This is a genomic window from Gilvimarinus gilvus (genome assembly GCF_030518155.1).
GTDB classification, from domain to species: domain Bacteria; phylum Pseudomonadota; class Gammaproteobacteria; order Pseudomonadales; family Cellvibrionaceae; genus Gilvimarinus; species Gilvimarinus gilvus.
Window position 1 is genome coordinate 1 of sequence record NZ_JAULRU010000111.1, and the last position, 321, is coordinate 321.

Sequence of the window (321 nt, forward strand, 5' to 3'; positions counted from 1 at the left end):
AGGTGCAGTGGGCCTGGTGCGCCTGAAAGACTACTTCCAGCGCATGCACCCACCGGCACTGGCCTCGACCATCGGCGCCTGGTGCGTGGCACTGGCCTCGATCATCTATTTTTCGTGGTTGAAGGACGCGGCGGTGCTGCACGCCTGGCTGATCCCCATTCTGCTGTCGATCACTGTGCCGGTGACCACGTTGCTGCTCGCACGGGCAGCGCTGTTCCGCAAGCGGGTGGCGAAAGAGCCAGTGCCTGAAGAGGTCAGCAGCGGCTGCGACAGTGGCAACTGAAGGTCTGCCGCCTCACACCTGGCTCAGGCGCTGCAACT

At 63.9% G+C, this 321-nt stretch carries 1 protein-coding gene; it reads left to right on the forward strand.

What is annotated here, in order from left to right; translation table 11 throughout:
* Window positions 1-283: Na+/H+ antiporter subunit G (locus tag QWI17_RS00590; protein ID WP_302720553.1), on the forward strand; the 283-nt coding region annotated here is incomplete at its 5' end.
* Window positions 284-321: the final 38 nt, after the last annotated feature.